Here is a 22775-nt window from a genome sequence, read left to right as displayed (position 1 = left end):
CGAAGACCGATCGAGCTGGTTGTGATGCCGCTGGACAAGGCCCGCCCGGGACTATTTGGCTTCGGGTTCAGGGTGGTGTGTGGCGGCCCAGGTGCGCGCGGAGTGGATGAGGGTGATGATTTAGGGGCTGCACTGAGCGGTGTCGATGCCCGGGCGGTTGTCGTGGCGGTCACGCCATTCACATCACCACCAGAGTCTTTCGATGGCTTCGACGGGACATTTTATGTAGGGATCGTGGAGCAACTGGTGGCGTTGTTGCCGGCAGGATCGCGCGTGATCATTGTGTCGGTGACCGCGATAGCGAGGTTGGACGACGGTTCGCTCATTGCTGATCACGAGGAACTTTTTCCGGGCTGGTTGCGGCCGTTCAGCGACGCCCACGCGCGTGGTGCTGACCGACTGCTCGGGTCGCCGACCTTGGACGGAACCGTGCTAATCCCCACGGCAGGTCTCGGTGTGCACGACACGGATAGCGCAGCGGAGCCTGTGCTGGTGCCCGAGCCGGTGACCATCGATGACGCGATGGCACCGTTGGATCATGCCGCACTGGCGCGGGCAGTCGCCGACCAGGTCACCCCCCCGGGGCGGCAATCGGCTCCTAGTCGGGGCGCTCCAGTAGATCGCTAGCTCGCGGCCCGGCCCTTGCTCGGCGAACAACGCGCCGCCCCGTGCTGGCCGGGCATCAGAGATCTCCGATGAGCGTCAGGCATTGGCCAAGGTCGCCAGAATCCCTCGTCCGAGCGGCCACGCCCCTAATCCGCTTGCTGAGTTGATGTGCCCGACCGCGCCGACCTGCTGGACGTCCGATCCCCACGCACCCGCAATCCGCGCTGCCGTGTGGAGATCGCAATAGGGATCGTTCGAGCTGGCCACAACGATGCTCGGGCACGAGAGAGTCCGGGCTTCGACGTTCACGAACGTTGACGCCGCATCCCGCGGGAAGGCGCTGCCCAGCGGGTCAGGGGGTGCAGCCAGAAAGGCTGCCTTGACCCGGGCAGCCGGGTTCCTCGCCAGCCACTCAGAGACGGCCCAACAACCCAGGCTGTGCGCTACCAGCACCACCTCGCGGTCCCGTACTGAAGCTTCGTCGAACGCGTCCTGTACGGAGTCGACCCAGTTCGCCAAGTCTGGCTCCGACCAGGAACGCGGCGCAATGCGTACGCCGAGGTCGCCCCACTCCTTCTCCCAGAACGTCTGCCAGTGCTGATCATCCGACCCGTCGATACCCGGAACGATCACATACGACACCATGCTGCATCACCACCGAATCACTCGTTGAACAGCCATGTGGGCCGATCGCTGTGGTCCAAGTGTGATGGAATCCAACGTGACTGCAGTGCACTGCAAGTGATCGCGAGGAAGATGGTGTCGAACTCAATGGAAGCACTCGATCGGATCGACCAGAGCATCCTCGAACTTCTGCAACGCCAAGGCCGCCTCACCGGAGCGGAAGTCGGCCGACGGGTCGGACTCTCCCAACCAGCGGCGAGCGCACGCATCCAGCGCCTAGAGAAGCTCGGCGTCATAACCGGCTACCGAGCTGTCGTCGACCCGGCAGCACTTGGCCTCAACATCCACGCCGTGATCCGTCTCCGCACCACTCATGCGCAACTGGCACCCGCTCTGAAACTGGCGGCCACGACCAACGAGATCATCTCGACACTGCGCGTCACCGGCGAAGACTGCCTCATCTTCGACACCCACTGCATCGACGCAGCCCGGCTCGAACAGATCGTGGACTCCATCGCGCGCTTCGGACCCGTCACCACCGCACTGGTCCTGAGAGCATACTCACCCAAACCGCTCGGCAGGGATACGTCGCTGGCACTCTGAACCGCATCACCAGTGACGCTCACATTCGGGAAGACAGCCAGAGCGTTAGGGCCGAAGACCACTGCCGTCGTCGAGGAGGCCCCGAGCGATGTAAGGCTCTGCAGCTTCGCCGATAGCGCCACGGAGGAAACCGCTGAACATCGGCCACCGCGAGTCCTCACTCCAGCGGGAATACAGCCGGCTGATGTAGATCGTGAGCGTGTCCAGGTCGCCGATCGTCACAAGGTAAGCGGATAGCTTTGCAAGATGGTTCGCGCCTCCCTCGGCGACACCCCAGTCGACAAGCTTTGCGGTAGTCGACAAGGGATCGATCACCGCGAGCGCCTCAAGTACGTTCTGGCGGATCATCTCGATGAGCGCGGCTTGGTCGGTGTCGAGGTCCCACTCGACCCGGTCGGGTGCGCCGTCGACGAACTGTTCCCACCGGCCTGTGAGAATCGGTTCGGTCTTGAGGCGGCGGTCGTTGTTCCAGCCCAGGTAGGCATCATCGATATCGGTCGACCCGACGTCGACGTTGACGTAGAACCGGTGCGGCGGGGCGTAGGAGTTCACACTCGATCCCTGGAAGTGAATCCGGTCGTAGATCGGGCCGCGTCGGCGGGTAAACGACCGGCCCGACTTGACGAAACCATGCTCCCTGAGCAGCGGCCGTACGCCCTGCGAGAGAACCTCGTCAAACAGTTGATTGAGTTCAGTGCTCTGTGACATCTCGTTCCTTACATCCGGGCGCGGGTTCGTCTTTCAGAGCGTGCCGCCCGCCTCCAACGTTCGGCTTGTTGATCACCACCGTCTTCCGAAGCGCTGCCGGGTGTCCAGTGCGGTGCCGGACGATTCGGTCAGCATCGCTCGTACTGGCTGCGAAGCCCCTCTTGCACTGGTGGCGGTGGCGCGGTGGGCACTGTCCCGGTGTTTCGCCGCTTGCAGCCGTTGACGAAGACGTCGATGGTGACGTTGCCGGCGATGGTCGCTTGGTAGATCACCGGGCGACCGAGCTTCTGCAGAACTGTGAGATGCCGGAGAGCCTGGGCACGCACCTCCTCGATGGACAGTGCGTGCATGTCGACGGCAACCAGGTCAGTGTCAGAGATCGATGGTGATTGCCGGAACCGGAATCGAGTGATCGTCGCCGCTGACCGCTCTCCCAAGTGATCCCACACCGCAAGGACAGTGTCATCGGGGATCCCATCCGGGGCTTGGATCGTCGAGGACACAGAACGGAACGTCCACCCCGCATCGACGAGGTCGGAAAACGAGGATCGAACCAGCTGCACCGTCTGCCTGAGCTTGTAGGGTGCGGCCTCCACTTCGATGGTCCGCGTCGACTGCGACACAGCCATCTGCACATGATCGATCGGATCGGTGCGCCTGAGCCGGAGCCACTGCTCGTTCGGCACCTGCACGCCCGGTTCAGACCGAAGCGAACTGCAATTGCCAGGCGCCCGAAACGGATCCACATCCGCCCCCGACGGGCAACCACAGGTGGAACCCGGACTTGCTGAGCGGGGCTCGCACCACTCGATCGACAACGGAGCCACCGCCTGCCCCGATCCCGCACGCCCCGCCACCCGCTCGGAGTACACGTCCTGGATCGCACGCAGCTCTCCAGTGGTCGTTGCATCGCGGATTCGGACCTGCACCTCCAACAGACGATAGGTCGAATGCCGGACGTAATTGGTCACTGACACTGCCTCGACCGACGGAAGCGCTCGCAGCGTGGACTCAAGCGCCTTGCCCTCAGCTGAACCCTCGCCAGGAATGCAACCGGACACGCCACCCGCCGCCACGACCGCACACACAAAGGCCGCGGCCGATCGTCTCACTCTGGTTGCGGCGGCACCGCGCCTCATTCCGACCTCCCAGCCTGCCTCGATTGCATACGCCATTGTTGCCGGAGGCAGTGCACCACAACGTCATGAATCCAACAGCACTTCGAGCTGGCGCCAACGAGTGATCCCCTGAGCGGCATGAGCACAGTCTGCCGCGGCCGGGTTGCTGATGACTCAGTATCAACCCGTGTCCATTGCAGGGAGAACTACTCATGCGCCTACCGGCGCAACCGCAGGTGATTCGTGATGGCAGCGACATGCGGCGCCGCACCCCTCCACTGCCGTGCCGCGGTCCACCGTTCAGACCGGTCGCCAGGCCTGGGGGACATGCCTCGCCGTAGATGTGAGGGGTGGCGTTCGCGAGTACGCGGTTCATGCGCGCGGCCGCCATCCCCGACGGTGACGTGCGCACTCCGATCACGGGCATGCCTCGCCGGCACAAGGCGCGGCCTACCTCGACCGGCCGGTGCGGGTCGGGCTCGAAAGCTCACTCGTGGTCGCGGCTGTGGTCGGTGGGGATGGGTGGCTCGGGGAGTACGGGGTATCGGCCGGTGTAGCCGACGCGCTCGGCCGCCACGGCCATTACCTTGCCGCGCACTGCGTACCAACCGCCGATGAGCATGGGTACCAGAGCGATGATCGCGTACAGGTTCCAGATGTTCTCGTAACACATCAGGACGACGACGGCCGCGAGGAAGATGAGGGACGCGTAGCTGCTCCAGGGGGACAGGAGCTGTCGGAACGTCGGCCGGGTGACGATGCCCTTGTCGGCCCATCGGTGCAACTGGATCTGGCACAGCAGGATCATCGCCCACGTCGAGATGATGCCTAGCGCGGACAGGTCGAGCGCGATGTTGAAGGCCTCCTCCGGGACGAACATGTTGAGTACCACTCCGAGCAGGGTGAGCGCACCGGTGAGGGCGATGCCGCCGAAGGGGACGCCGTTGCGGTTCATCTTGCCGGTGAACGCCGGGCCGCTGCCGTTGAGTGCCATCGACCGCAGGATCCGGCCTGTGGAGTACAGGCCGGCGTTGAGGCTCGACAGTGCCGCCGTGAGAACGACGAGGTTCATGACATCGCCGGCGTACGGTACGCCGATCTTGGAGAAGAAGGTGACGAACGGGCTGGTGCCCTTGGCGAATTCGGTGTAAGGCACGAGCAGTGCGAGCAGGATGAGCGAGCCCACGTAGAAGACGGCGATGCGCACGATCACGGAGTTGATGGCGCGCGGCATCACCTTGGCAGGCTCAGCGGTCTCGCCTGCCGCGATGCCGACAAGCTCGACTGCGGCATAGGCGAAGACGACGCCCGAGACGACGACGACCAACGGCAGGGCGCCGACCGGTAGCAGGCCCCCATTGTCGGCGATGAGGGAGGGGCCGGTCGTGTGTCCGCCGACCTTCATGCGCGAGGCGAGTATGACGATGCCGACGATGAGGAATCCGACCAGTGCGACGACCTTGATGATCGCCGCCCAGAACTCCATCTCGCCGAAGAGCTTGACGGAAATGATGTTCATAGCCATCACGATCGCCAACGCGATCAGGGCGATCGTCCACTGGGGTATCGCCTCGAAGGCGCCCCAGTAGTGGACGTACAGTGCGATCGCGGTCACGTCCACGATCGCGGTCGCCGCCCAGTTGAAGAAGTACAGCCACCCGGTGACGAACGCCGTCTTCTCCCCGAAGAATTCGCGCGCGTACGAGACGAACGACCCGGAGGACGGGCGATGCAGCACCAGCTCGCCGAGAGCGCGGAGGATGAAGAAGACCACGAGGCCGCACACCGCGTAGACGAGGAACAGGCCGGGCCCGGCATCGTGCAGTCGGCTGCCCGCGCCCATGAACAGGCCGGTTCCGATCGCGCCGCCGATCGCGATCATCTGGATCTGCCGTGGCTTCAGGGTCTTGTGGTACCCCTCCTCCTCGTGTGCGAGGACGGAGTTGTCGTAGTCCGTTGGTGACGTCATGCCCGGGAACGGTAGGTGCGGCTCGTGACGAGAACGGTGCCGTTTCTGTTACGGCCGCGCTACTTAGCCCGGTGAGGAGGTGGCGGCTGCACATCGCGGAGTGCGCGGTGGAGGATCTCCGCGAGTCGCGAACAGGTGGCGTAGCGGTCCTCGGGTCGCTTAGCCAGCGCCTTGCGGAACACCGCCGTGAGGCCGGAGGGGAGCCACCGCCGGAGTGAGTCCGGGGACGGGACGGACTCGTGGAGCTGCGCGTACCTGATTGCGATGGCAGTATTGCGACGGAAGGGCGGCTGCCCGGTGAGCAGCTCGAACGCTGTTGCCGCGAAGGCGTATCCATCGGTCTGCGGGCACAGATCTTGCGCTCGCAGCAGTTCGGGCGCGGCGTACGGGACCGAAAGGAGCAGGTCGCCGTCGTAACGGACCGTCGCCGGCGGCGCCAGGGGTTGCGCCGCTCCGAAGTCGGACAGGTACCCGCAGGCGCTGTGTTCGGCGACTTCCTCGACGAGGATGTTGCCGGGCTTGACATCCCGATGCAGGACACCTGCTCGGTGACAGTCGTCGAGGGCGCGGCCGATATCGACCAGTACGGGAAGCGTGACCGCGAGGTCGGGCTCGACAGTGCCGCGCGGCACGAGGTCGGAGGCCGTGTGTCCGTCCACGTACTGCAGGGCGATCCACGGGCGATCGACGCTAACGGCAGCGCGGCCCTCGCGCGCGAAGGGAGCCTCGCCGACATCGATGGCGGTGACGACGTGCGGACTGTGGACTCGTCGAGCGGCGTCGAACTCCCGCTGGAAGCGCTGACTGATCCTCTGGCCGTCGTCTGCCCTACGAGCCAGCTTCAGCGCGACGGCCTGCTCGCCGGGCCTCCGGGCGAGGAACACGTCCGCGGTGCCACCGCGGCCGAGCCGCCGAAGGATGGTGTACTCGGCGACGACGTCTCCGATCTCGGGCATATGCATGTCCTTTGAACGGTAGCGCTCACGTCGAGTGCGCGCCGGATGATCCGCCGCGTCGCATGCCCCTGTCGAGCGGGCCGCCAACCCATCTTCGAGAACACGATCAGGTGGGAGAGAGGCGCTGTGCGGAGTGCAGCCGACATGGGCCGCTGGGGGCGGGTCAGGCGGTGGTTTCTTCCGCCCAGAGCCCTGCTTCTTCGAGCATCGCGATCACGTGGTCGGCGCTGTCCACGAGGTGCGTCTCCATGATCTTGCGTGCGTTCTTCGCGTCCCGAGCCTCCACAGCGTCGAGTATTTCGCAGTGTTGCAGACGGGTCGCCTCGACGTGCGTCTCGATGGAGGCGTAAAACTGGGTCGGCAGATGATTGACTACTCCGGCGAGGACTCGCGCGAGTCGGTCGGAGTCGGCTGCCACGTTGATCTCCCGGTGGAAGGAGTGGCCCAGATCAGCCATCCGCTCAGTGTTACCGGCTGCTGCGGCATCCATCGTCGCGGCGTTGATCGCTCTGAGCCTTTCGACGAGCTCAGGGGTAGCCTTCTTCGCGGTGCGGGCAGCGAGTTCTCCTGCGAGCCGTCCCTGTGTCCACAGCAGATCGCGAACGTCCTGCCGGGTGAACTTCGCCACCTGGAAGCCGCGGCGCGGAACCAGAGTGACGAATCCCTCGCTGCGCAGCGTCAGCAACCCCTCGCGTACTGGTGTGATGGATACCCCGACGGCCTCGGCGATCGGCTCCATCCGGAGGAAGTCGCCGGGGCGCATGATGCCGGACATGATCTGCTCGCGCACGTAGATAGCCACCTCGTCGGGTAGCTGGCGCCGCTTCGGACGCCCACGCGTGGGGACGTCGTTCATCGTGACCACACCCGCTTCCTACCGTCGCCCTTGACCGTGAAACTTCAAAGATAATATCGCGCAGGCGGTCCAGATAGTGGACGGAGTGCGCGAGGTGGTGTGGCCACCATCCCCGCTGCGGCGCGGTGGTATCACTGGGCACGCGGGCCGGGCCGGCTCGACGCCGGGCATCGGGCGTGACGACCTGCTACGGGAACGTCGAACGTGCGCGCGACGACAGGGCGTACGCGAGAGCCGCGGTGGCGAGCCCCGCCGTGATCCAGGGCAGAGCAGTGATGGAGCGGTCGAGGATCGCTGCCCCGACCGCGGAACCGCCTGCGATACCCACCTGATAGCAGGTGACGTAGACCGACGAGGCGCGGTCCGCGTCCGCCGCCGACGCGCGGATGACACCGGACTGCAGGACCGGTCCGATCGCCGCGTAGGCGGCACCCCACGCGACGACCGCGCAGACGAGGACCGCGTACCGCACGGTGGTCGGGCCGCCGGCCTGGCCGACGACGAGGAGCACGGCACCGGTGAGGAAGACGGCGAAGGCGGTGATCGCGGTGCCGCGCGGTGACCGGTCCGTGTATCGACCGACGAGGACGGTGCCGATCGCCCCCGCAACGCCGAACACCGCGAGGAAGAGCACCGTGCCGCCGGAGCGCGTCACCTGGTCGACGATCAGGGCGAAGTAGGTGAAGCTCACGAAATGCGCACTGACGAGAACCAGAGTGAGAACGCAGAGGACGGCGACCACGTTCCACTGGGCGATCGACGCAGCCGGAGCGCCCGTGCCGGCGACGCGGACTGACGGCGCCGATGCCGCCGGACGGGGGCGCACCGCCCACGCGACACCGACGGTGATCGCGATGGTCGCGATCGCCAGGATTAGCGCCGTGTTCCGCCAACCGACCAGGCCGCCGGTCAGAGCTGTTCCGGGGCTGCCCAGGATCGCGGCCAGCGCCGGCCCGCCGAAGACGATCGCCGTCGCCACTCCGACCTTCTTCGGTGGCACAAGGGCCGCGGCCGCAGGCGCAACCAGCGACCACAGGACGCCGTGGGTCAGGGCCGCGACCACGCGGCTAGTGACCATCATCGGGTAGTTCACCGCGACGGACGTCAACAACTCGGCGATCACAAGGACCACCAGCGACGCCACGAGGGCCGTGCCCCGCGAGATCCGGGCGGCGAACGCCACCGACGGAATCGTCACGATCGCGGCCACCACGGCGTAGCCGCTGACCAGGAGCCCGATCCGACTCTCCGGCTGCCCGAGATCGCGCGCGATCTCGGAGATCAGCCCGACCGGGAAGACCTCGAAGGTGACGTAGATGAAGGTCGCGCAGGCGAGGATCGCGAGGCGGATCAGTGTCGCTGCGTCCAGTTCTTCCCGGGTCTCGATGGACGACACGGGCTAGGCCCCCGGCGCCGGGCCGGTCGTCTCCGGACCGAGAGAGAGGAGCACCTTGGGACGCGCCCGCGCCCCGGAGGCCAGGTGCGCGAAAGCCCGGTCGACAGCGGCGAGCGGATACACGGTGTCGACCAGGGAATCCAGGTCCACCACACCCGATTCGACGAGTTCGATGAGCGGGTCCCAGTAGCCGACGCCCGACAGCACGCCGTGGAGCGTCGCGTCCTGGATCACAAGGGTCGCAGCCGGGTATCCATTCACGTCGTGATGGGGCGTCCCCAACTGCGCCACGCGGCCGCCCGGCGCGACCAGATCCACCGCCGCACGCGCTGCGGCCTCGCTTCCTGACGCTTCGATCACCGCGTCGAAGGCGCCCGGGTCAGCCTCGCGAGGAACATCAATGGCGATGATCCCGAGCTCCGCAGCGAGTGCCCGGGCAACGGGATTCGGATCGAAGAGCACGAGATCAGCACCGCGGGAGCGGACGATCTGTGCCGCGGCGAGCCCGAGCGTCCCTGCGCCCAGAACAGCGACCCGGTCCGTAGCGCCGATGGCGAGACGTACCACCGCGTGCATTCCCGCGGATGTGGGCTCGAGGAGCGTCGCGGCGGCATCCGACATGGAGTCGGGAATCCGGCGAAGGGTCTCGACGGGGACGGCGATCCACTCGGCCCCCGCGCCCTGGTGCGGTCCGAGAACCCCGATCTCGCTGCGCTCGGGGCAGTACTTGATCCGGCCCCGCGAGCACTCGGCACACCGGCCGCACGGCCGGAAGTTGTGGCCGGCGACCCGGGTGCCGAGAAGGTCGTCCGGCACGCCCGCCCCGACCTCGGTGACCCGGCCCACCCACTCGTGCCCTGGAACGAACGGGTACGCCTTGAGCCCGTCCCGCAGGTAGTTGCTGCTGCCGTCGAAGAATCCGAGGTCCGTCCCGCACAACCCCAGGAGTGCTACCCGGACGACCACTTCGCCCGGACCGGCCGACGGGGGAGGCACCTCCGCGAGGGTCACGGTGTGGGGTGCGGTCAGTGTGATCGCGCGCATTGTGCTCCTTCGGGATTCTGCGACAAGCGGTTCCGGGCTGCGGTTACATCCGCAGCGAGTCGTGCGGGCACGGCGCGGTAGTCGTTCTCGACGAGCACCGAGCGGATGGCGGGACTCTGGGGGAGTAAGGCCACGGGTTCGACAGACGGCGCGCGCACGGAGGCCTTGACGTGGGCACAAGCATGCAGGCGACCGCCGACGGCCGTGGCGAAGTCCGCGGGTGCGTTCCCGGCGTCGACGAGGTTCCCGACGTCCAGGACGAGTCCGAGCGCACCCCGCCCGACGGTCTCGGCGAGCGCGATGCTTGCGTGGCCGTCGAGGGCGGACTCGTAGGCGACCGTGATTCCGTGCACCGCAGCGTCGTCGACGGCTTCCCGCAATACGGCGGCCGTGCCGGCGACACGGGCGGGCGATGACGGAGCGCTTCGCCGGAACCCCGGAACGTGCAGGACCGGGATGCCGATCGTCACGGCGCAGCGGAGCGCTGTCCGCAAGAGCGCGGTCGCCGCGGGATTGGGGCGTCCGTCGTCCGTGACGAGACCGAGGTCGTTGGCGTGGTTGACGGCCAACGCGGTGACAGGGAGCGACGAGGCCAGTTGGCGAGCCTCGTCGAGCCGGTACCCCTGATCGAGGCGCGGACCGCGATGCGCTCCGCCGAAATCGATCTGTAGACCGTCCGCTGCGACGGACCGGGCTGCCGCAGCGGCTGCGGCGAGGTCGTCGCCGATCCGCCACTGCGGTACGTCGACGGTGATCGAGGTCGATCGGGCGCCCGTCACGGCGAGATCCCGTCGACGATGATTGCGGACTTCAGGACACGGCGTTCCCCGTGCGTGCGCGTGCCCCGCTCGAGGACGGCGTTAATGAGGTCCGCGGCGCCGTCGAGGTCGACGACGTGCGTGAGGACAGGAGCGAACTCCGACGGGGCTCCGACGAGCAGGTCGACGGCCGCGAGCAGATGCCGGTCGGCGACGCCGCGATGGCCGTAGAGGTGGAGCGGCGCACAGTTGGGCCGCGGGAGCGACACGTGCACGGGGATGTGAGGCATGCCGGAGCAGTTCGCGGCGCGGATCACTGCGGCGTCGACGGCTCCGGACCGGAGCGGGAGTAGGCCTGCGCGGATGCCGCCGTGCACGTCCACGAGCAGCTCGGTGTCGACGTGCCGGTCGATCAGGGTGAGCGCGTCGGCGGTGCCGGATCGGGGGGTGGCGAGGACGGCCGCCACCGGGCCGGGCAGGTCCCGAAGTCGCGCGGGCAGGACGGGATCCGAGGCGTCGGTCCGCGACACACGCAGCACCCGCAGGCCGGGCAGCTCCCGCGTCCAGAGCATCGCGGCGAGGCGCCCGACGATGCCGTCACCCCACACCACGAGTGAACGGGGGCGCGCGATGGACCGCGCGATCTCGAGCCCGTACATCGTGGACGCCAGCGGTTCCGCCAGCGAGCCGACGAGTGTCGGGTCGGCGAGCGGTTCCGGTACGGGCAGCACGAGCCCGGCGTTCACCGCCGCGGCGGGGACGACGGTGCGCTCCGACCACATGCCGGGAACGTTGTGGCCGAGGAGGAAACCGGGATCCGTCGGGTGCGTCGGATTGACCGTCACGAGTCCGCCGACCTGGAGTGTGCCGTCCCCGGCGACGACCCGGGCCACGCCCTCGTGTCCCAGGATCCTGCTGGGGTCGGGCCTCTCGCCCCGCAGGATCTGCCAGTCGGTTCCACAGATTCCGGCGACCACCGGTGCGACGAGGAGGTCGCCGTCGGCGAGGGTGGGGGTCGGGACCTGCGCGACGTCGACGAGGGTCCTGCCCGTGTGATCCGGTGCGCGACGGACGAGGGCGCGGTGCGTCGCGGTCACATCGCCGCTGTCAGGAAGCCGTCGCGCATCAGCTCTGCGCCGCGGAGGCAGTCGACGTCGCCTGCCGCACAGAACACGAGCCGGCTCTCCAGCCATTCCCGGCTGAACCCCCGGTCGGCGTACCCGGTGGCCACACCGAGCTGTGTGAGCAGCTCCGTGCGGTACGGCGCGCCGATGCCTGCAACGACCCCGCCTCCGACTCCGACGAGGTCGAGGTGCGGATCGAGGCACCACGCGGTGCGCAGCAGGCCCGCGATCGGGGCGATGGCCGTACCCAAGATTCGTTGCGCGAGTGGGTCGTTCGCCTCCAGCGCGGCGGGGAGCCAGTGGGTCACCTCCGGCTGGACGCCGGCGCGACGGGCGCGTCGTTCGATCCCCGGGCCGGACGAGTACGCCGCGACATGACCGGCGACTCCGCAGTCGCAGACGAGCGGGTCACCGCCGTCGAACGTGACACCGGTCGGCAAGTGGCCGACCTCGCCCTGGAGCCCGTTCTCGTCGACGGGAATCGTCCGGTCGCGCAGGTCGGCCGTGCGGAGTGCGATTCCGCTGCTGACGGTCAGGTACGCGGCGCGACGCGTGCCGGATCCGGCACGCCGGCTGACGAAATCGGCCAGGCCGGCTGTGAGATCGTTCACGAGTGTCCACGTGACGTCCGGGCGGGCGCCACGGAGGGCTCCCACGAGGTCGTAGGGTTCGTCCGTCGCGCCCCAGAGGGGCCCGGAGCCGTAGAGGATTCCCGAGGTGTGGTCGAGGGCGGCCCCGCACGAAATCACGGCGTCGGCACCCAGCGGGGCCGCGGTCGCGAGGACTTCCACCAGACGGTCCTGCAGCTCCCTGACGGGAGTACCGGGGAAGTTCAGCAGGCTCGGCGCCGCCGTGTGTTCGACGGTGCTGCCCTTCCATTTCCGCACACGCAGCCAGGTCCCTCCGAGATCGGCGGCGAATCGTGCCACCTCGGGGGAAGGGGACCTGGGTGCGGTGACGGACACGGGCGCGGTCATGGGCGACCCGCCTGCGCGGGCGCGCCGAGGAGCGCGGCTACCAGCGCGGGCGCCGTGAAGTCCGGAAATCTCTCCAACTCGGCGTCGAAATCAGTGAGCGCGCCGATGACGACGGTGCGCGCGCCGCTCGCTCGGCCCGCGCGCACCCCGGCCGGGGAGTCCTCGAATACGGTCGCCGCGGTGATGTCGGCGCCGAGCGCCGCGGCCGCGAGGAGGTAACCCTCCGGATCCGGTTTGCCGCGCACGATATCGTCCGCGCTCACGAGGATTCCAGGAAGGGGAAGTCCCGCGGCGCGCATACGGTTCCGGGCGAGGGTCCTACTCGCCGAGGTCACGATCGCCCAGGAATGCGCCGGGAGTGCCGTGAGGACGGAACGGGCGCCGGGGATCTCGCGGACGCCGTCCGTCGTCGACTCCTCGTACGCGACGAGTCGCGCGGTCTCCCGGGCGGCAACGTCGGGGTCGGGCAAGAAGTGGTGCACCGTCGCCGCCGTCGGCCGCCCGTGCGCGAAGGCGAGCACGTCCGCGAGGTCGAGGCCGTGCGTCTCGGCGAAGTCGCCCCAGGTGTTTTCGACGAGCGCGGTCGAGTCGACGAGGGTCCCGTCCATGTCGAACAGCAGTGCCGTGGGGGTTCTGAGGTCCGTCATCGTGTCTCCTCAGCCCTGTGTGGTCAGCGGACGTGACTGCGAGACGGGCACCCCGTCGGTGACGGAGGCCCAGGTCCGGTCCTCGTGAACCACGAGGACATCCGAGGCGTGGTCCCGCCCGCGGGTCGCCGCGAGATGGGCGGCGAGCGGTCCGAAGTCGGCGGGAATCATGTAGTCGCTGTAGTCGAAGTCAGCGGGTCGCCGGGCGCGGATGCCCGGCGAGTCGACCATCCCGACCGGCAACGTCTGCACGAAGTTGACCTCAGCGGGATCGATCTCCTCGGCGACGGAGTCGATGAGGGCGCTTGCCGCGGCTTTGGTGGCGGTGTAGCCCGCCCTGCCGGGACCCGCGTTGTAGACCACTTCGGACGAGACGTGCAGGAACAGTCCGGGCGCCGCGCGCCGGAGTGCGGGGAGCGTCGCCCGGAGCGTGAGGAACAGGCCGTGGACGTTGATGTCGAACTGGTCGAGCCAATCGGTCTGTACGACGTCGACGAAGTTCTCGCGCCGCAACGTGAAGTAGATCGACGAGTAGCACGCGACGTCGATCCGATCGGGCAGTTCGGCAGCGAGCACCGCCTGAGCTGCGACGAGGTCGCGGAAGTCGAGTCGGTGCCACTGCAGGAGCTCGCTGCCGTCTCCGGTGGGGCGTGACCGGCTGAAGACGTGGGTCTCGAATCCCGATGCGGCCCAGGAGTCGGCGATACCGCGGCCGATGCCGGTCGATCCGCCGACGACGACGGCGGTCTGTTGCTCGCTCATGCGCTCTCCTTGGTGGTGCTGGCTTCGGGAACGCCGGCGCGCTGGCGCAGAGCGAACAGTGCTCGCCGGATCTCCTCGGGCGTGACGTCGTTGACGAATCGGTGTTGCCCGATACCCACCGGGAGGGGGAGCCGCTGTTGACCGTCGCGGTGGCGGACCGTATCGGCGAGTGCGTCCACGAGGAGATCGGGTTCGTCGAGCGAGGGGTCCCACAGGGGGAGATCGAGGTGCTCCATCACCCGGTAGATCCGCTCCGCGTCGGTCTCGGTGACGTCGCCCCGGAGTCGACCGATTGCGGTGGTCAGCGCCATGTCGACGTTGACCGCTTCGCCGTGGAGGAGTGCGGGCAGGGCGTGCATTTCCACGGTCGGGCTGAACGTGTGACCGTAGTCGACGCAGCGTTCCAGAGTGGACTCCCACAGGTTCGGCTGAAGTTCCTCGAGCATGAGGTGGATCGCCTCGGCGATGATCGCCGTTGCGGCGGAATCGAGTTCGGCTGTGCTGCCCTGGAAGTGGTCGTCTCGCACAGCGCGGCCCGCTGTTTCGAGGACCTCGAAGAGTTCCGCGGATTTCACCAGGGCGACCTTGAGGATCTCCGCGAGACCATTGCTCAGATGCCGCGCGTCGACGGTGCGCAGGAACGTCCGATCGAGGAAGGTCGCCGTTGCGGGGGCGTACGTGCCCAGGCGGTTCTTCCCGGTCCCGTAGTTGACGCCGGTCTTCACGCCGACCCCGGCGTCGACGATCCCGACGAGCGTGGTCGGGATACGGATGTACGGGGTACCGCGGCGGTACAGGCTGGCCGCGAACCCGACGACGTCGGTGAGGACGCCGCCACCGATCGCGAGCACGGGCTCGCGGCGACGGTCGATCCCGAAGGCATTCATCACGTCGACGACGCGGGTGACGCTGTCCCATTGTTTGGCGGCCTCGTGCGCCTGCAGCGGGATGACGGTCGCCGCGATGCCGTGGTGCGCGAAGTAGGACCGGATCGTGTCGCCGTGGAGCAGGTCGACGGAGTGGTCGACCACGACGAGCCGACGGTCTCCCCGATGGATCTGCGCTTCGGGGCAGGCTGTGAGGAGTCGGTCGTTCTCGGGCCGGAACAGGCCGTTGGCCTCGACGACCTGGTATCGGACCTGTTTGACTGCCTCGACGGTCCAGGTGGTCTGGTCGATGACGGTGTGGTGGAGCCCTTGCTGGAATCTGGTGCCGTTTCGCATCGCGAAGTCCCATCGGTGACGGAGTTCGGTTCGAGGGGATGCCGGGGCCCCGCTCGACGGTGAGCGGGGACGCGCGGTATCGCCTGCCAGCGCCGAGCGCCGGCGGAGCAAGCTGGTTCGAGCAGTGTGGTGTTCACGCGCCGTGCTGGTGGGAGACGTCGCGCGGGAGAAGGAACGGCCGGACGGCTGAATGTCCGATGGCGCGGTCCTGATGGGCTCCAGAGTCGGGCGGGACTCGTGGGCGGTGCGACTATTGCCGCTGCTAAGAGAGTCCTCCACGACCATTGCGACTGTCAATGTGAGCGGCATCACGATGTGTGGGATTGCGGCTCCGTGGCCGGTGTGGTTCCGTTGCGGACGGGAGACGAGTGCGGTTGCACCGCAACGAACGACGGCGATCGCCGTCCTATCCGTTCAGGAGTCTCCCCATGTCGACAGTCGCCTTCTGCACCCGATCGGTCGCACCGGCCCGTCCGTGCGCCGCCGTCCGTACCCCGCGGGTGAACCTATGAGGGCGGTCGTGTTCGCCCGGCCCGGCCCGCCCGACGTGCTGCACGTCGTCGACGTGCCCACTCCTGAAGGGGCCGTCGTCGTCGACGTTGTCGCCGCGGCGGTCAACCCGGTCGACGTCGCCACCCGGTCCGGTCTCATCCCGACTCGGACTCCGGCGGTGATCGGATGGGACCTCGCAGGTGTCGTCCGGTCGGCGCAGCGGGCCACCGGTTTCGTACCGGGCGATCGCGTGATCGGAACCACCGCCCAGCTCGGCACCGGTATCGGGAGCACGGCGGAGGTCGTGGCGATCGACGGTGGATTCCTCGCTCAGGCACCGGCGTCGGTGCCCTTGCGTGACGCCGCCGCACTTCCCCTGGCCGGGCTGACGGGCTTACAGGCGGTCCGGGCCGCCGCACTCGCACCCGGCCTTCGCGCACTCGTCATCGGAGCCCAAGGCGCGGTCGGGCAGTTCGCCGCCGGGTTCGCCGCCCGGTCGGGGGCGCACCTGTCGCTGCTGGTCCGCGCCACCGACGTCGCGACGTGGCGCGGAGCGGTGGAGGACTTCGGGTACGGAGCGGAGGTGCTCACCGACGTCGATCTGAAGGATCAGCGGTTCGATGTGATCATCGACTGCGCCGGTCGGCCCGAGACGGTGCGACACGTCGTCGCAGGCGGCACCTACGTGTCGATCACGACCTTCGCGCTGCCCGACCCCGGTGACTTCACACTGCATCACCTCGGGGTCGAGGTCGACGCCGCGGATCTGCGCGAGGTCGTCCGCGCGGTGGACGCGGGCGAGGTCTTCGTGCAGCCGGTCGCGGCCGTATACCCGTTCGGCGAGGCGGCGGCAGCGCACCGTCGGGTCGAACAGGGGAGCCGGGGCAAGGTGCTCCTCGTGCCCGATCCGGGGGCGACCTCGTGACCGCGCCAGCGCCGAGTGCCTCGCGTCCTCGGCTCGATTCGCTGACCGGTCTGCGCTTCTTCGCCGCGCTGTCGGTGTTCCTGTTCCACGCCTCGCTACAGAAGCCCGCCAACTCCGTCTTCGAGACGGGAGGCATCGCCGATGCCTTCACGACGGCGGCTCGCTATGCGGGCGGTCTCGGGGTGACCTTCTTCTTCGTGCTCTCCGGCGTCGTCATGGCGTACATCGACCGCCCGGGCGAGCCGAAGGGCGCGTTCTGGCGGCGCCGGCTCGTCAAGATCTTCCCGAATCACATCGTGACCTGGGCGATCGCCCTCGTCCTGTTCGCCGCCGCGACCACGACCGTCGCCCAGGCGGGCGTGAACGTCACGCTCCTGCAGACCTGGGTCCCCGACTACGCCACCTTCCTGAGTGTCAACCCGCCCAGTTGGTCGTTGTCGACGGAGCTGTTCTTCTACCTCTGCTGCCCGTTCGTCTACGTGCTGATCCGCCGGCTTCCCGACCGTGCGCTGTGGCCGGCACTGGCAGCAGCGGTCGCGGCGGTCGGGGTGAGCGTCGCGTTGGCCTATTTCCTGTTCTCCTCGTCGCCGCACACACCCGACGATCTGCCGCTGTCCGAACTGCAGTACTGGTTCGGTTACGTCTTCCCTCCGTCGCGACTGTTCGACTTCGTCGCCGGTCTGGTGCTGGGGACGATCCTCGTCAGGGGCCTGTGGCGGCAGGTACCGATCGCAGTGGTCCTCGCGTCCTTCCCGGCGTTCTACGCGCTCTCGTACGCGACCCCGTACTTGGTCGGCGTCCGACTCACCATGCTCGTTCCGGTCGTGCTGCTGATCGGCACCGTCGCGCACGGTGACCTCACGGGCCGCTCGAGCGTCCTGCGCGGCCGACGCATGCAGTGGTTGGGGGAGATCTCGTTCGGCTTCTACCTCGCGCATGCCCTGGTCCTGGTCGAAGGACGGAAACTCCTCGGGACGAGGAGCTTCGAGGCCCCCGCTGCCATCGGCATCGAACTGCTGTACCTCGCGGTGAGCATCGCCGCCGGCGCAGCCCTGTACACGTTCGTCGAGAAGCCCGCCTACGCACGATGGTCGCGGCGACGGACCCGCCCCGAGACCGTGGAACCACCGTCTTCGTCAGCCCCGCACCTGCCCGCGCCCGGCGCGAGATCGGAGACCGTGGCATGAGCCGCAGAGCGCTTCCCCTCATCCTCGCGATCTTCGCGGTCGGTACGTCCGAGTTGATCCCGAGCGGGATCCTGCAAGGACTCGCCACCCGGTTCGGTGTCTCGCTCGCGACCGTCGGGCTGACGGTGACCGTGTACGCGCTGACCATGGCCTTCCTCGGCCCGGTGGTGACCGCGGTGACACTGCGGTACCGACGGAGCACGATCGCCGTCGCACTGCTGCTGGTGTTCGCCGCGGGTACCGCCGTCGTCGCCCTGGCCCCCACCTTCCCAGTGCTCCTGCTCGGTCGGGTGCTGACGGCGTCGATCCACGGCACGCTGATGGCGGTCGTCGTGATTCTGGCCGAGCGCTCGGCCCCGGCGGGCAAGTCCGGTTCCGCGGTCGCGGCCATGCAATTCGGGATCAACCTCGCGACGGTCGTGGGCGTCCCGCTCGGAACCTGGTTCAGCGGCCTCGCCGGATGGCGCTGGACGTTCGCGGTGATCGGCCTGCTCGGGGCCGTCGCGAGTGTACTGATCGCCCTGACCGTCTGGCCGCCCGAGCCCCACGCCGACGGCGACGGAGCCACGCTCGCCGATGAACTCGCCGTGCTCCGTGCACCGCAGGTGAGCGGCATGGTGGCGGCGACCGCGCTCTATTCGGCCGCGATGTTCGCGATCATCACCTACCTGCAGCCCACCCTCGACGAGGCGGCCGGGATCACCGGACTCGGGTTCTCCCTCGCGCTGTTCGGTTACGGCATCGCCTCGCTGGGAGGCAACGTCCTCGGTGGCCGCCTCGCGAACGGCAACCTCCCGCCGCGCCTTCTCGCCACGGGGATCGCCTTCGCGGCGAGCTGCGCGTTGGTCGGCCTCGTACGCGGAGTCCCGTTGACCGTCGCGGCGCTGGTGCTCTTCGGTGTCGCGACCTTCGCCCTCATCCCGCTGCTGCAGACCCGGGTGCTCACCGCGGCGGCTGCCGCCCCGAACGTGGCGTTGACCGCCAACATGTCGGCCTTCGGCGTGGGAGCGGCCGGTGGATCACTGCTCGGGGGCCGGGTCCTCGAGGCAACAGGCAGTGCCGCGTCGATCGCCTTCGCGGCCGCCGGGCTGGCGTTGGCGAGCTGGGTCTTCGTCACGGTCCTCAACGCCCGGCTGCGGCCGGACGGCTCCCCGGCGACGGATGCTGCCGGACCGGGCGCCGTGAACACCGTCGACCGGGCGGAGGCGTCGTGACCGCCGCACCGGACGCGCGCGTGGTCGCGACCGCGCCCGCCCGCCGGCCCGCCCTTCCGTCCCTCACCGGGCTGCGCTTCGTCGCGGCGACGCTCGTCTTCTTCTTCCACGCCTCGTTCTGGGATCCGCCCCAGAACCCGTTCGCGGACCGGGGAATCGGCGACGCCTACCAGGCGGCCTTCAGTAAGGCCGGCTGGATGGGTGTGTCCTTCTTCTTCGTGCTCAGCGGATTCATCCTCACGTGGACCTGGCGGCCGCAACCCCGAACCACCTTTTGGCGGCGACGGGCTGCGAAGATCTTCCCGACCCACGTCGTGATGTGGCTGCTCGCCATGGTGCTCTACGCGGCGTGGACCACGCCGTGGCCCGCCGCGCTGCTCAATCTGTTCCTGCTCCACTCGTGGAGTCCGGATCACGCCACGTACATCAGCGTGAACCCGCCCAGCTGGTCCCTCTGTAGTGAACTGCTCTTCTACTTCCTGTTCCCGTTCCTCATCCCGTGGATCCAGCGCCTGCGGGAGGCGCACCTGTGGCCGGTGGTCGGCGCGCTGGTCCTCGGAATGGTGATCGCCGAACTGGTCGTGCAGGTGGCGGTCCCGAGCCTGCCGCGCACCCCGGAGGGGTTTCCCATCTCGTCGCTGCAGTTCTGGCTCGGCTACAACTTCCCCCCGATGCGGCTCTTCGAGTTCGTCCTCGGCATGGTCGTCGCGCGGATCGTCGTCGCCGGACGGTGGCCCGCGGTGCGACCGGCGGCGGCGGTGAGTCTGCTCGTCGCGGCGTACCTGATCGACCTGCGTGCGCCGTTCCTGTTCAGCCTGACGGTGGTTCTGGTCGTGCCGCTGCTGCTGGTGGTCGGGTCGTTCGCCGTGGCCGACCTGTCGGGACGGACGGGATTGATGGCGACTCCCGCTTTCCAGTGGCTCGGCGATATCTCCTTCGGTTTCTACATGGCGCAGTACGTCCTCATGTACTCGGTGCGGACCAAGGTCATGGACGGGCGCCTGTACTCCACACCCGTCGCCGTTCTCGTCCTCCTCGGGTTCTTCCTCGCGACCGTGCTCGCGGGATGGGCCCTGCACACCCTCGTCGAACGCCCGGCCATGCGCCGCTTCGGCGCTCGCGAGGCTCCTCGTCTGTTCCGCCGCTCCTCCCAACCCCAGAAAGGCGCACTATGACTTTTCACGCCACTCCTGCCTCCGAGCTCGACTACTTCGACGACGGGGACGGAACCCCACTTCTCCTGATCCACGGCACCGGCGCCGACGGCGATCTCAATTTCGGGCATCTGCTTCCGGCGCTGTCAGCACGTCACCGTGTCCTCCGTCCGAATCTCCCTGGAACGGGGGATGAGCCGGATCTGGAGGGCGTCGACCTGGACGTCATCCTCGATCGGATCGCGGCGCTCCACGACCGGACCCACGACGGTCCCGTCGACCTTCTCGGCTTCTCGTTGGGGGCCGTGCTCGCGGCGGCGTACGCGGGCCGGTACCCGGATCGGGTGCGCCGATTGGTCCTGCTGGCGGGGTGGGCGGGACCCGACCCGCGGCACGAGCTGTTCATGGGCCTGTGGCGCCGCCTGGCCGACCTCGACGATCGGGCGTACGGCGAGTTCCTCGTGCTGTCCCTGTTCAGCCCCCAGTTCCTCGCGGCGCTCGGTGACGGGGTCGACGAGGCCGTGCGCGGCACCGTCCCACACGTCGGGACCTCGCGACAGATCGACCTGAACGTCACGATCGACATCCGTGACCTGGCGCCTCGGATCACCGCGCCCACATTGCTCGTGGCGGGAACGGCGGATGCGATCGTGCCGGTTGAAAAGGTGCAGGAGCTCGCACAGCTGGTCGTCGGGAGCACCTACGCGGAGGTCGACAGCGGTCATATGCTGCTGGTCGAGCAGCCGGAGAAGGTTCTCTCATTGGTGAGCGACTTCCTCGAGTAGCGAGACCTAAGCCCCTCCGCCCCGTCGTTCGTACCGAGAGCGACGGGACCGTGATGGCTATCCTCCATCCATGTGGCTCCTGGTCGAGACTCTGTCGGAGGTTCCGACGGTCGTGTCCGAGGACGACCGTGCGCGGAACTTCCGGCCGTTGGGAACGTACCTGCGGACCGGCGTCCGCGTCGCTGCGCTGAAGGCGGTCGCCGCGGTGCAGCGATCCGGGCGGCCGGTTGACGTGGCGATCGCCGACGGCGATGCGGTCCGCGCGGTTCCGGTTTTCGGTCCGTCGAAGAGGGTGCACGCCGTTCAGCTGGGCATCGGTGAACCGGACCTCGCGACGAGACCGTTCGCCGCAGCCTACGAATGGATCGTGGGTGAGCCCGGGAGGCCATTGCGGTCCTTCTGGACCGATGACTTCCAGCGGATGTACGGCGTGGAACAGCGCCGGAGCATCGCCACTCCCTTCGGGTTGGCCGATGTCTTCCAGCGCGTTCCCGGGCTCGCCGAAGTGACCAAGGCGATGCGCGGCGTCTACGACCCGACGCCCGGCGACTCGTTCGTCAACGAGTTCTTGGCCCGCCACGACGACGGCTCCGATCACCTCATCAGGTCCGTTCGTCGCATCATCACGGTCGAGGGTCGCACCTTGATCAGGGGCGTCGACCAGGACGTGACTGCGCGTCTGGATCCATGGGAGGCCACCTACGCCGCGGTCGATCACGACGCCCTGCGGCTCAGCCTCGATCGGTCGGACCGCTATGCAGCGATGCTGGATCTTCGCCACGGCGGCGTGATGACCTGGATCGGCAGCGGTTCTCCCGAGGTCCCACGTGCCGTGGCCAGCGGAATCGAGCCGCTCCTTCATCCCGTCGACGTCGAACGAATCCGTGCCGATGTCGCGGCAGGACGCCCGGTATCGACCGAGGTGAGTCTCCACCTGCGCGACGGCTGGGAGACGGTGCACGTGCAGCTGGACCGGATGATCGGGCACGGGCCCACCGTCGTCTGCCTGCTCATCGCGTCGCGCGCATCGGGCCAGGCCGGGCGGAACTCCGGCGCTCCACACCTCGATCGCGATTGATGTCGCGATGTTCGACGAGGTGTCGGGCCGGCCCTCGGACGAAGACGGCGTCCATCGCCGTGACCTTTCCAGGCGAGCTGCGGTGGCGGCACACGATCGATAGTCTCGGAATCATGGCCATCAAACTGGAGAACGTCGCGATCGCGGTGCGCGATGTGGAAGCGACGATCGCGTTCTTCACCGATCTGGGACTCACGGTGATCGGTCGCCAGACGGTCAGCGGAGGGTGGACGGACACCGCCGTCGGCCTCGACGGCAACCACGCCAAGATCGCCATGCTGCAGACCCCGGACGGCCAGGGGCGGATCGAGCTGTTCGAGTACATCCACCCCGACGCGATCGAGACGGAGCCGACGCTCCCCAACGAGATCGGCATGCATCGTGTCGCGTTCTCGGTCGACGATCTCGACGAGGCACTGGCGATCGCGGCGAAGCACGGCTGTCACCCGCTGCGCGGAGTCGGCGTCTACGAGGACATCTACAAGCTCACCTATGTCCGCGGACCCAGCGGCATCATCGTCATGCTCGCCGAGGAGATCCAGAAGAAGTAGCGGTGCGCCGATCCTCGG

Annotated in this window: 23 protein-coding genes; 9 read left to right on the top strand and 14 right to left on the bottom strand. The window is 68.0% G+C overall.

The window, feature by feature from the left end; translation table 11 throughout:
- Positions 1-24 precede the first annotated feature (24 nt).
- Entirely contained in the window at positions 25-627 is a 603-nt protein-coding gene (locus HNP44_RS08415; protein ID WP_259140240.1) for a hypothetical protein, read from the top strand.
- A gap of 75 nt (positions 628-702) precedes the next feature.
- Here the strand turns inward: HNP44_RS08415 and HNP44_RS08410 are convergent, their stop codons facing one another.
- A complete protein-coding gene (locus tag HNP44_RS08410) occupies positions 703-1251 on the bottom strand; it encodes an RBBP9/YdeN family alpha/beta hydrolase (protein ID WP_259140241.1) in 549 nt (182 codons plus the stop codon).
- 126 nt (positions 1252-1377) lie between these two features.
- Between HNP44_RS08410 and HNP44_RS08405 the strand changes: the two genes are divergently transcribed.
- A complete protein-coding gene (locus HNP44_RS08405) occupies positions 1378-1833 on the top strand; it encodes an Lrp/AsnC family transcriptional regulator (RefSeq protein ID WP_259140244.1) in 456 nt (151 codons plus the stop codon).
- Positions 1834-1878: 45 nt separating this feature from the next.
- Here the strand turns inward: HNP44_RS08405 and HNP44_RS08400 are convergent, their stop codons facing one another.
- The 13 genes from HNP44_RS08400 to HNP44_RS08340 all read right to left on the bottom strand — a co-directional run bounded on the left by HNP44_RS08400 (position 1879) and on the right by HNP44_RS08340 (position 15371).
- Positions 1879-2541 (bottom strand): DUF4304 domain-containing protein, encoded by a 663-nt coding sequence (locus HNP44_RS08400; protein ID WP_259172102.1) that lies wholly within the window; start codon positions 2539-2541, stop codon positions 1879-1881.
- A gap of 128 nt (positions 2542-2669) precedes the next feature.
- Complete coding sequence (locus HNP44_RS08395) at positions 2670-3512, bottom strand: hypothetical protein (protein WP_259143006.1); 843 nt, start codon at positions 3510-3512, stop codon at positions 2670-2672.
- 634 nt (positions 3513-4146) lie between these two features.
- Positions 4147-5628 carry an amino acid permease gene (locus HNP44_RS08390; RefSeq protein ID WP_259143008.1) on the bottom strand — a complete coding sequence of 494 codons (1482 nt, stop codon included), beginning with the start codon at positions 5626-5628 and terminating at the stop codon, positions 4147-4149.
- A 59-nt stretch (positions 5629-5687) separates the two neighbouring features.
- Complete coding sequence (locus HNP44_RS20905; RefSeq protein ID WP_259143011.1) at positions 5688-6584, bottom strand: serine/threonine-protein kinase; 897 nt, start codon at positions 6582-6584, stop codon at positions 5688-5690.
- 163 nt (positions 6585-6747) lie between these two features.
- Complete coding sequence (locus HNP44_RS08380) at positions 6748-7440, bottom strand: GntR family transcriptional regulator (protein ID WP_259143777.1); 693 nt, start codon at positions 7438-7440, stop codon at positions 6748-6750.
- A gap of 187 nt (positions 7441-7627) precedes the next feature.
- Positions 7628-8836 carry an MFS transporter gene (locus HNP44_RS08375; RefSeq protein ID WP_259143013.1) on the bottom strand — a complete coding sequence of 403 codons (1209 nt, stop codon included), beginning with the start codon at positions 8834-8836 and terminating at the stop codon, positions 7628-7630.
- Between the two features lie 3 nt (positions 8837-8839).
- The gene (locus HNP44_RS08370) at positions 8840-9880 is read right to left on the bottom strand and encodes a zinc-dependent alcohol dehydrogenase (RefSeq protein WP_259143015.1); all 1041 of its coding nucleotides are present in this window, start codon (positions 9878-9880) and stop codon (positions 8840-8842) included.
- Positions 9862-10659 (bottom strand): sugar phosphate isomerase/epimerase family protein, encoded by a 798-nt coding sequence (locus HNP44_RS08365; protein ID WP_259143018.1) that lies wholly within the window; start codon positions 10657-10659, stop codon positions 9862-9864. Before HNP44_RS08365 ends, HNP44_RS08370 begins: the two co-directional genes overlap by 19 nt.
- Positions 10656-11735, bottom strand: coding sequence for an alcohol dehydrogenase catalytic domain-containing protein (locus tag HNP44_RS08360; RefSeq protein WP_259143026.1), 1080 nt, complete (start codon positions 11733-11735; stop codon positions 10656-10658). Before HNP44_RS08360 ends, HNP44_RS08365 begins: the two co-directional genes overlap by 4 nt.
- The gene (locus HNP44_RS08355; RefSeq protein WP_259143028.1) at positions 11732-12739 is read right to left on the bottom strand and encodes an ROK family protein; all 1008 of its coding nucleotides are present in this window, start codon (positions 12737-12739) and stop codon (positions 11732-11734) included. The genes HNP44_RS08360 and HNP44_RS08355 overlap by 4 nt, the downstream gene beginning before the upstream one ends.
- The gene (locus HNP44_RS08350) at positions 12736-13386 is read right to left on the bottom strand and encodes an HAD-IA family hydrolase (RefSeq protein ID WP_259143030.1); all 651 of its coding nucleotides are present in this window, start codon (positions 13384-13386) and stop codon (positions 12736-12738) included. Before HNP44_RS08350 ends, HNP44_RS08355 begins: the two co-directional genes overlap by 4 nt.
- Positions 13387-13395: 9 nt before the next feature.
- Positions 13396-14148 (bottom strand): SDR family NAD(P)-dependent oxidoreductase, encoded by a 753-nt coding sequence (locus HNP44_RS08345; RefSeq protein ID WP_259143032.1) that lies wholly within the window; start codon positions 14146-14148, stop codon positions 13396-13398.
- Complete coding sequence (locus HNP44_RS08340; RefSeq protein ID WP_259143041.1) at positions 14145-15371, bottom strand: sedoheptulose 7-phosphate cyclase; 1227 nt, start codon at positions 15369-15371, stop codon at positions 14145-14147. Before HNP44_RS08340 ends, HNP44_RS08345 begins: the two co-directional genes overlap by 4 nt.
- Positions 15372-15879: 508 nt before the next feature.
- On the opposite strand from HNP44_RS08340, the gene HNP44_RS08335 reads away from it, so the two are divergent.
- From HNP44_RS08335 to HNP44_RS08305, 7 genes are all read left to right on the top strand, one after another.
- On the top strand, positions 15880-16788 hold the full coding sequence (locus tag HNP44_RS08335) for a zinc-binding dehydrogenase (RefSeq protein ID WP_259143043.1): 909 nt from the start codon (positions 15880-15882) through the stop codon (positions 16786-16788).
- A complete protein-coding gene (locus HNP44_RS08330; protein WP_259143045.1) occupies positions 16785-17975 on the top strand; it encodes an acyltransferase family protein in 1191 nt (396 codons plus the stop codon). The genes HNP44_RS08335 and HNP44_RS08330 overlap by 4 nt, the downstream gene beginning before the upstream one ends.
- Positions 17972-19189, top strand: a complete 1218-nt coding sequence (locus HNP44_RS08325; protein ID WP_259143048.1) for an MFS transporter — start codon at positions 17972-17974, stop codon at positions 19187-19189. Before HNP44_RS08330 ends, HNP44_RS08325 begins: the two co-directional genes overlap by 4 nt.
- Entirely contained in the window at positions 19186-20364 is a 1179-nt protein-coding gene (locus tag HNP44_RS08320) for an acyltransferase family protein (protein WP_259143051.1), read from the top strand. The genes HNP44_RS08325 and HNP44_RS08320 overlap by 4 nt, the downstream gene beginning before the upstream one ends.
- Positions 20361-21128, top strand: coding sequence for an alpha/beta fold hydrolase (locus HNP44_RS08315; protein WP_259143062.1), 768 nt, complete (start codon positions 20361-20363; stop codon positions 21126-21128). Before HNP44_RS08320 ends, HNP44_RS08315 begins: the two co-directional genes overlap by 4 nt.
- Positions 21129-21198: 70 nt before the next feature.
- A complete protein-coding gene (locus tag HNP44_RS08310) occupies positions 21199-22206 on the top strand; it encodes a GAF domain-containing protein (protein ID WP_259143064.1) in 1008 nt (335 codons plus the stop codon).
- Between the two features lie 113 nt (positions 22207-22319).
- Positions 22320-22757 carry a VOC family protein gene (locus HNP44_RS08305; RefSeq protein ID WP_259143066.1) on the top strand — a complete coding sequence of 146 codons (438 nt, stop codon included), beginning with the start codon at positions 22320-22322 and terminating at the stop codon, positions 22755-22757.
- Positions 22758-22775: the final 18 nt, after the last annotated feature.

The organism is Tsukamurella ocularis (assembly GCF_024807615.1).
GTDB lineage: Bacteria > Actinomycetota > Actinomycetes > Mycobacteriales > Mycobacteriaceae > Tsukamurella > Tsukamurella ocularis.
This window is presented reverse-complemented; position numbering and strand designations above follow the sequence as displayed.